Annotated in this window: 1 pseudogene; it reads right to left on the bottom strand. The window is 42.5% G+C overall.

Annotation, left to right across the window (positions count from 1 at the left end):
* Nucleotides 1–198 (bottom strand): annotated as a pseudogene (locus tag O0550_RS24225) (IS3 family transposase); the annotation flags it as partial.
* Nucleotides 199–292 lie beyond the last annotated feature (94 nt).

Genomic DNA, 292 nt, shown 5'->3' with positions numbered 1-292 from the left:
CCCATACGTGTACTGTTTACCTACAGGCTGCTCAAAACGATGTGTCTCGCCATTTCTGTACCATCGCATCCATGTTTTAAGTTGTGTTTTGTTTTTAATACAAAGCTGATCCATCACTTCTTTCACGGGGATACCAGCCAATCTCATCTCAACAGCCTTCATCTTAATTTCCATAGGGTAACTCACTCTCGTTGCCAAAGAAAAAACACCTCCAGGTTACTTCCATATCTTACGACATGGTTGCATTCTCTTGAAGGTGTTTTGATTTGTCTCACGTTATGGGGTCAGTCCC

Origin of the sequence: Brevibacillus halotolerans, assembly GCF_026891775.1 — a bacterium.
In the GTDB taxonomy this organism is placed as follows: domain Bacteria; phylum Bacillota; class Bacilli; order Brevibacillales; family Brevibacillaceae; genus Brevibacillus_B; species Brevibacillus_B halotolerans.
Note: the sequence above shows the minus strand (reverse complement) of the source record. Positions and strands in the feature narration are given on the sequence as shown.